Origin of the sequence: Bradyrhizobium valentinum (assembly GCF_001440405.1) — a bacterium.
GTDB classification, from domain to species: Bacteria; Pseudomonadota; Alphaproteobacteria; order Rhizobiales; family Xanthobacteraceae; genus Bradyrhizobium; species Bradyrhizobium valentinum.
Window position 1 is genome coordinate 49534 of the sequence record NZ_LLXX01000128.1, and the last position, 7362, is coordinate 56895.

8 protein-coding genes are annotated in these 7362 nt (G+C 57.7%); 4 read left to right on the forward strand and 4 right to left on the reverse strand.

Annotation, left to right across the window (positions count from 1 at the left end):
• Window positions 1-6 precede the first annotated feature (6 nt).
• Both CP49_RS44980 and CP49_RS22365 read right to left on the reverse strand, forming a co-directional pair.
• The gene (locus CP49_RS44980) at window positions 7-213 is read right to left on the reverse strand and encodes a hypothetical protein (protein ID WP_156438584.1); all 207 of its coding nucleotides are present in this window, start codon (window positions 211-213) and stop codon (window positions 7-9) included.
• Window positions 214-453: 240 nt separating this feature from the next.
• Window positions 454-930: a lipocalin-like domain-containing protein gene (locus CP49_RS22365; RefSeq protein ID WP_082646164.1), complete on the reverse strand. Its 477-nt coding sequence runs from the start codon at window positions 928-930 to the stop codon at window positions 454-456.
• 152 nt (window positions 931-1082) lie between these two features.
• Between CP49_RS22365 and CP49_RS22370 the strand changes: the two genes are divergently transcribed.
• Complete coding sequence (locus CP49_RS22370; protein WP_057852351.1) at window positions 1083-2588, forward strand: CYTH and CHAD domain-containing protein; 1506 nt, start codon at window positions 1083-1085, stop codon at window positions 2586-2588.
• A gap of 678 nt (window positions 2589-3266) precedes the next feature.
• Here CP49_RS22370 and CP49_RS22375 read toward each other — a convergent pair.
• Entirely contained in the window at window positions 3267-3704 is a 438-nt protein-coding gene (locus CP49_RS22375; protein ID WP_057852352.1) for a hypothetical protein, read from the reverse strand.
• A gap of 366 nt (window positions 3705-4070) precedes the next feature.
• Window positions 4071-4637, reverse strand: coding sequence for a hypothetical protein (locus CP49_RS22380; protein WP_057852353.1), 567 nt, complete (start codon window positions 4635-4637; stop codon window positions 4071-4073).
• Window positions 4638-5197: 560 nt separating this feature from the next.
• On the opposite strand from CP49_RS22380, the gene CP49_RS44985 reads away from it, so the two are divergent.
• The 3 genes from CP49_RS44985 to CP49_RS22390 all read left to right on the forward strand — a co-directional run bounded on the left by CP49_RS44985 (window position 5198) and on the right by CP49_RS22390 (window position 6407).
• The gene (locus CP49_RS44985) at window positions 5198-5335 is read left to right on the forward strand and encodes a hypothetical protein (RefSeq protein ID WP_156438585.1); all 138 of its coding nucleotides are present in this window, start codon (window positions 5198-5200) and stop codon (window positions 5333-5335) included.
• A gap of 137 nt (window positions 5336-5472) precedes the next feature.
• On the forward strand, window positions 5473-5865 hold the full coding sequence (locus CP49_RS22385) for an NYN domain-containing protein (protein ID WP_057852354.1): 393 nt from the start codon (window positions 5473-5475) through the stop codon (window positions 5863-5865).
• A gap of 260 nt (window positions 5866-6125) precedes the next feature.
• Complete coding sequence (locus CP49_RS22390; RefSeq protein ID WP_057852355.1) at window positions 6126-6407, forward strand: hypothetical protein; 282 nt, start codon at window positions 6126-6128, stop codon at window positions 6405-6407.
• Window positions 6408-7362: the final 955 nt, after the last annotated feature.

Here is a 7362-nt window from a genome sequence, read left to right on the forward strand (position 1 = left end):
GCACGATCACCGATCATGGTTGGGGACCCATTCCTCCGCGGTTGAGTCCCAATGATGGGTGTCGTCGAAGTATTTCCAGAGTGGCTCCGTTGGTTTGCTTTCACCCTTCTGTCGTTTTGCATTCAGTGCGCTGAGTTGGACGACGAGCGCTCCAGCCATCATCACCCATTCGCGAGCGTTATATCGGGAGTTCCATTTGATTGCCGCGAGCATCGGATGCCTCCTTCAAAGTAAGAAGCCTCCGCCATCTTAGCCCGGGCCAAGAACACAGGGATGTAAAGTACTTCACAGTTAGCCAACATCTTCAACATAGCCGCGGGCAATCCTATAAGGGCATGCGTCTGGCGGGGCTGCCGGAGGGCTGTGTGTCCCAGATCATGTCCTCTCTATCACGGTCATCGGACATCATCGGCGAGGTCGGGCAGGTCCGAAAGGTGCCACTTCCGGACATGCCTAGTTAGACCGTACGAAGGTGACGATGCTGCGCGTCATCCCCTTGTCCGGCCAATTGGGGTTCACTCGCCATGGCGACAACACTTGCAGTCGGTCACCGTCCACCGTGAGAGATCGGATTTGCTCGGTGCCGACCCACTCGGGAATCCACGCCACGTCGACTTTGGTAGTCCACTTGTCCCCTTCAACGCGATAAGTGCCGGTATAGGCGATGAGTGTGGCAAATAGTTCGGCACGTTCCTGGCTGGTCTTTGCAGGCTTCTCTCCGGTCAGGACGAGGAACACGCGCCCCTCGGCGTTGAAGACAACATAGCCGGCTGGGCTTTGTCCCATCGCCGGCTCTTTCTCGCCGGTCGCCTGAACCTCGGTCTCGTAGGAAACCAGTTTCCAGGTGCCGAGTACCTTGTGGCTGTCGTCACCGAAGCTCGGCTGACCGACGAGGCACAGCACGAACGTGATTCCCAAAAGTCTGAACATCGCTTCCTCCCATCGCGCGCGGCCTGCTGCGGCCGCCGCGCGGACACTCGCCGAATCTAGGACAGTGCTGCTGGTCGGCTTACGCAAGCAATTAGCGTAGGCTATCAGGTACGGAGTGTAATCCAGTTTGATGGGAACGGTGCGGAGGAACGATGGCGGTCGAAACCGAGCTAAAATTCCGCGTCCCCGGCCGCAATCTGAAGGCACTGGCGAACTCGAAGATTGCCGGCGGTAAGATCGGTGAGCGGTCGGAGAGCGATCTGGTGTCGACCTATTTCGATACCGGAAAACACAAGCTGAAGCGCCACGGCCTTTCGCTTCGGGTGCGGCAAGACGGCGCGAAGCACATCCAGACGGTCAAATCGGCAAACGCTCCGCAGTTCGGCCGAGGTGAATGGGAAACGGAGATAAAGGACAGTGCGCCTGACGTCGGCAAGGCCGATGGCACGCCGCTCGAGGCATTCGCCTCCAAGAGGCTGCGTCGCAAGCTGAAGCCGATCTTCAAGACGAAGGTCCATCGCATTACGGTGCCTGTCCGCACCAAACGGAGCGAGATCGAGCTTGCGATCGACCACGGCAGCATCATCGCCGGACACCGCTCGAGTCCGATCGAGGAGCTTGAACTCGAACTGAAAAGCGGTAACTTCGTTGACCTATTCCGCGTAGCAAAGGCGATCGAGCGAAAATCGGAAGCCGAGCTCGATCTGCGGTCAAAGGCCGAGCGGGGGTATGATCTCGCCGGTGGCAAAGACCATCAGGTCGTTTTCGCTGAAGCGATCGAGCTGGAGAGCGACATGACCGCAGCCGAGGCATGTCGGGCGATCGCGCGCTCCCCTGTCCGCCATTTTTCGGGAAACGCCGACGCGGTCCGCAACGGCGATCCCGAAGGGATTCACCAGATGCGGGTGGGATTGCGCCGGCTGCGTGCGGCGATCTCGCTGTTTTCAAAACTCCTGTCCAGTGCCGGAACGGAGAAAATCAAGGCGGAACTGAAGTGGCTCACAGGCGAGCTTGCGCCTGCCCGCGAGCTCGACGTGTTCGTGAAGGAGAATGTCGAGCCAGCGACGCGCGACGTCCTGCTGCGCCGGGGCGGCCAAGAGATCAAGCAAGAGTTTTCCCAGAAGCGCGATCAGGCCTTTGCGCGCGCAAGAAAGGCGGTCAATTCGGAGCATTTTCGGATGCTGCTGATCGATACGCTGCAATGGATCGAAGCAAGGCAGACCATCTCGACCGATCGGGGGAGCATCCCGATCGGTAGATTCGCCGCCGATGTGCTCCATCGCCGTATCAGGAAGGTGCGCAAGGACGGGCGCGATCTCGACAAGATGTCTCCCCCTGCGCGGCATCAATTGCGGATCAGGGTGAAGAAGATCAGGTATGCGGTCGAATTTTTCGGGACGCTGTTTCCTTCCAAGCGCGAGCAAAAGCAGCTTGCGCGCCTGTCCACGCATTTGAAGAAGGTCCAGGATGCGCTCGGTTCGCTTAATGATTTCGTCGCGCACCGGCAGATGGCCACCGATGCGGCGCTCAAGGCGCCGCGTCAACACCCACGCGCCCTTGCCTTTGCGTCCGGCGTCGTGCTTGGCCGGGAGGATCAGGCGGTGAGGCCGCTGGTGAAGATCGCAGCCAAGGAAGTGCGCGGGCTTCCGGCATTTTAGTGGACAGGGCGGCGTATTCGCCCCTGATCCCAGGTCTCGAAGCTAATTCGATCCGGCGGTAGCCGGCGCCGCAGCGAGGACAGGTGACATCTGATTTTCTCATGGAGCCGAACGCTGCATCGGAAGTCTGGCAATGTGCGGACAATTACCTATCGCAACGATCCGCACTCGCCAGTCCCTGAAGGTGCTAAATTACCCCTGACCTTGGCCGCAGTGGAGTTTTTTGCGGTCATTTAGTTGTTAACAGATTTGGGTATCTGCTCAGTATGACCTTCGACCCTTCCACGATTGCCACGTTACGCCACGCTCTTGACGAGGTTTTTCTCGACAAAAGATTCAGTCGCCGCAAAGCTGCGTCAGCGCTCGAAATTGCTGAGCATCTTCTTGCGCAGGGGCGGCCGGCGAACGCGACCTCGAAAGATTGAAATCTTCGGCTTTCAAGAAGCTGATGGGGAACACCAAGCAGTTCCCGGACCAAGCTGCATAAGACGAAGCTACAGCGCCCCTTTGCGACGGGTTTTGCGCCAGGCGGGCCGTACGTCTGGTGTGGGTCATTCGCGTCGGTTTGACCGGACCACGGCGACTTCTGGTCTGCCCCGGTGAACGGACATTCTCAGGATAGGCGGGCATGTCTCAAAGGTGCCAGGAGCGGGCATTCAGTTCGCTCTCGCGGATGGCCTAGCTCTTCTCGCGGGGGCCCTGCGGCGGCTGAGGATTGTTGGCGGGATTGGTATCGTACTTGGATATTCGCGTGATGAGCCCGCTAGTGGCGAGCGGCTGCAAGTCCGCCTCCAGCGCGTCAGCAATCTCCTTGGCATAGACCTCCCGGTCATCCACGTAGACTGTAAAGGATCTCAAATACTTTTCCTTCTTCGCCGGATTTTCGATCGTCGCCTTCGTCCACTGGTAGAGCGGATAGTTTTCGACGCCGTGCTCTTCTGCTGCGGCGACATACTCCGCAAAGGCGTCGAACTGGCATTTCAGCGCAGCGCGATGCTCGGCGAGGATATCGAACAGCGGCGCCAGTGCCGGAACACGGAGTTTTCGGCGTACCGATTCCGCCGTGGCAGAATCGTTCAGATCGAACCTAACCTGGTACTGCCACTGAGAAGTCACGCTAGTCTCGCATTCTGTGGCACCCGATTTGTCCCGATCGCAAGGCGCTACCGCTTCCTCACGAGCAGGTCCGGCACACGTGTGTCAAGAGCTGGCCGCAATGTCAGGCCGACCGTTTCGTTAGTAGCTCCTCTTTTTGGCGAGGCGCTCGTTGAACGAACGAAGATCGATCACGATTCGTTGGTGGGTTCCGCTGCGCGATGCCTTATTGAAGTCCGGTTCGCCCTCAATTGCGGTCATTGGCGTGCAGCGCAGCGAACGACGCGAAGGGCCACGAACGGACATTAACGGAAGGCGGATCGTTCCCCCAGGATCAAGCCCGTTCGTGGCTACTGGGGGTAAAGCGGACGGGCTCCGCGCTGGTCGTCACTTCTTACTCTGACCCACCGTTGAAGCTGGCAACCAATACTCACCCTCAGTCTGCAGCTGGTTCACGTTCTTGTCGGGCTCAAACACAGCACTGACCCTCAAGAAGCCGCGAATACCCTCGTATCTTCCGGTGCCGCCGGTGTATCGAGTGACACCTGTGAAGGTGCTTTTCTTTGAACCATCGGGTGCGACCATGGTTTGGCTCGTTCCATCCCATTGAGAAAAGATCTTGTCGCCATTTTCGAGCAAGGTTACGTCGTATCCCCACGTTCGGCCATTGCGATCGATGTAGTCGGAATAACCTCGGGTCCATGACTCGGTGCGCTTGAGGTTCTCGCAGTTTGGCTTGTCGTTCGCATAGGTACGGTGGAGTTCGTAAACTCGGATCTGATGCCCAGGTACGTCACCGACGTCGAGCACATGTTGCTGAGTATAGTTGGATTTAGCGGCCGTGGCGTCCTCACTGACCTTGCATCTTTCTTGGGCCGACACTGTGGAGAAACAAATCGGGGTTAGCGCCAGACCGAACGATATGGCGTACATAAAGGGTGTCTTGTTTGACATAGCGTTCCCTCCGGTTAAGGAGCGCGTGCCCATTCGAAGCCGGACTGATCCGTCAAGCGGATGCTGCGGCTTGGCACGGTTGTTTGTTGGAACGAGGTTCGTCGCCGACACTGCCTCGAATGCCGAACGCGCTAACCAAGCATGGACCCCCTCCGAGGGGGTGTCAACGGCCGCGCGGCTGCAGTTGCGATTTCTGAGTTGGGTCAAAAACGGAAGTGCCTTCCGCTTCCACGGCATGTCCGTTCTACCCTTCAAGAACGGACATCGTCCGCCCCGGCAATTGTTCGAGATCAATTCGCCTTGCGATCTAGCCGAATGGTTTTGCCGAAGCATTATTGCCGAACGGCGGTCCCAGGCGACGCCGTTCCGGTGTTATGCGCGGGATCCAAACGCCCCTTCTTTCTCTGAGTCCGCCGCAGTACTAAACACGGCTCCACTGATCACTCGCCCTTCAGCCGGTCCGTGCTTTTGCCTGCCGTCTAGATGGTTTGGCGCTTTGGCAATTGCCCTGTTCTAATATTTGACTAATCTATCAAAATATCGCGTCGGAGGGGAAAGCAATGATTTCAACCCTCAAAGTTCCCACCCCGGAAACGATAACCTTGATTGAAAAGATCAAGGCCGAGATCAAAAAGCGTGCGGAGGCGAAGGCTAGACGCATGCTCCTGAAGGTGCCCAAAAGACAGATGAAGCGCTGAACGGCTACTCGATCATTTGGTCAAGTGAGCCCGTTAGCCCATCTTATCGAGCCGCGGGCTCAACTCTATCAAAAACGGGTAGGCTTCTAATCGATTCGCGGGCATGCATTGATGCTGCGCGTTGGGATTTTTTTTAGATGACCGAGCGAATTGCGCTCTTTATCGACGGAAGCAATTTTCACCAGACCGTCAAAGGCCTTTGCTTCAACGTCACTATAGGCGGTTACTCAAGAATTCGGCAAGCGCGGCATGGTCGTGCGAACATATTACTATACGCTGATCAGAGAGGATGGAGAATTCAGCAGCCCTCGGAGCCGCTGCTTGATTGGCTCGACTACAATGGGTTCGCTGTCAGGACAAAACCGGCCAAGGAAGTTGACGACGGAGACGGTCGGAGAAAAACGAAACGAAGCATGGGCGTGGAGCTTGCCATCGATGCCTTGGAGTTGGCGCGGCATATCGACCACGCATTTCTCTTTTCCGGCGATGGAGACCTGCAAACTGTCGTTCTAGCTCTGCAATGGGCGTGAGGGTTACGGTCGTATCGAGTGTTCGGACAAGGTCGATTACGTTAGCCGACGAACTTCGGCGCAGGTTGGCTTCCCCAAGCCGACCATAGTCTCACAGCCCTCCGACGTTCCAAGTAGGGCGCTCGAACGCAAGCAATGCGCGACCGACGCATTCACCGATTCGGAAAGAGCGGCACATTGGCAAGGATATTGCGATTGCGGCTAATAACAAAGGCACGCGATCGACCTCGTGCCAAAATGTATCTGGTTAGGAGATTTTCATGGACAGGCCGACCCGTTTTAGGACCGTCGCAGCAACCGCGCCCCGTGAATTTACGGTTATTCCGGCGATGTTGGACGACTTGAACCGAACCATTTCGGTTCTGGAGTACGATATCGCCACGGAGGAAGAGCAAACCGGGATTCGTGACGCCGCCGACCCAAAGTATTCGATGCTCGCAAGAAACCTTGGCGCCAGGCGAGAGAACCTCAAAGCTACAGCCGCTTCCCTGACGCTGCGCTTGGCGCTGATGCACGCCAACAGCCGTCGCATTGCTGCCTGACAGCTCGACCTCAGCGAAGCCTCTCAATCGCCAGGCTCACGAGGCGGCTCGGCGATATGGCGCGGAACTACCCTATGCCACTCGGCCGTTGTGACCGTTGTGCCTAGACCGGCTGAGGTCCGTGCGGCGCGTTCGTTCCGACGTCGCCGACCCTTCGACCGCGTGACTAGATTAGGAGCGGACATGACCCGCGAACTGCCTTTGCAGCTTCGCTTGTTACATCTGCTGTTGCCTCGATTTGCGCCGAACTTACCACCGCAAGGAGCTTCACGAGCAAGCCTCAAACGCTCGGATCATCTCGCGCGGGTAAGCGGCCACGGGCTCTGCGGTTGCTTGGGGATTGGACTTGGTGATGTCCGAGATTGCCGCATGCAGGTGGGCCTGCCGCTTGTTGCGAGAGATCCAGCAGCAATCCCCCGTCAAGCGATGAAAATGACAGCCGCTACGAAGCAACGGTCTTTTCGATTCTCACGGTATCGGTCGGTGGACGAGAGTCATTGCGAAGGTACGAACTCCCACCGGGCTGCGAGATCCTTGATTTGCTCGAACTTGAGGACCGCGGGCTCGCCCTTGCGGACGATTGTCGCCCGTTTGCGCTCGTGGGGCAGCAACATCATCGTCCTTGCGACCGCAGATCGCAGTTTCATAGTGCCGTGATTAGTGAGTGTAACAAGTTCTTCCGGGTCTATTGTCATTGGTACACGCCCACGCTGACGGCTGGCCTGCAAGCCAGCGCACACGCCCCGAATGCCCAGTTCCAAAAGTAAGCCCAGCGTGGTTAACGCTTATTTACCTGACGTCTCGGCGGTAGGGTACCCAACCCGAATAGCGCTTGCTAGTAGTCGAGGCGTACTGGCCACCTCAATTGGGAGCGTCTGGAGGCGATAGCCTAAGCGGCCGCGTTTGAGCACAGTCATGTCGAGCATGGAGGTGCTTCGCTTCATCGTACCGCCGC